This is a genomic window from Anaerotignum faecicola (assembly GCA_024460105.1).
In the GTDB taxonomy this organism is placed as follows: Bacteria; Bacillota; Clostridia; order Lachnospirales; family Anaerotignaceae; genus JANFXS01.
The window spans coordinates 1-482 of record JANFXS010000210.1 but is presented as its reverse complement, the minus strand read 5'-3'; the positions used below and the strand labels follow the sequence as shown (position 1 = coordinate 482).

Genomic DNA, 482 nt, shown 5'->3' with positions numbered 1-482 from the left:
CACAGATAATTTCCGACTGGAGCATATGAGAGAGATCGTAATCGCGTTTCGTCTCTCCCATCAGCCATTTCGGAAAACTGGATAACCCGAACACATCTACCTCACGTGCGAGCAGAAATTCATCGGAAAGTTCAATTCCAAGCGCTCCGGTGCTGGATGCCCCCATGTAATCCGCGCTGGCGCTGTGGGTCTGAATCAGCTTCCCCGGCGCGCCGCGTCTCGCTGCATCTACCCGCCGTCTCAGCCATTCCGCCAGATTATATAACCAGAATCGTCTCCAGTCCATCATATCAGCATACGTCCCGAACCGAGGCGGGGGCACAATCTCTTCCCAGTCCGTATACCGGCGGAACCACGCCTCATTCAATTGCTCCAGCGACCCGTATCTGACCTTCAGCCACTCCCGAAACGCCCGTCTGGACCCCCTGCAGGCACATAGAAGCTCCTTCTTATAATCAAACATCGGCTCCAGGTGCGGTTCG

1 protein-coding gene is annotated in these 482 nt (G+C 55.4%); it reads right to left on the bottom strand.

Annotated elements, in window-relative coordinates; genetic code table 11:
- A partial coding sequence (locus tag NE664_13580) for a beta-galactosidase (protein ID MCQ4727663.1) occupies window positions 1-463 on the bottom strand: 463 nt, incomplete at its 3' end.
- Window positions 464-482 lie beyond the last annotated feature (19 nt).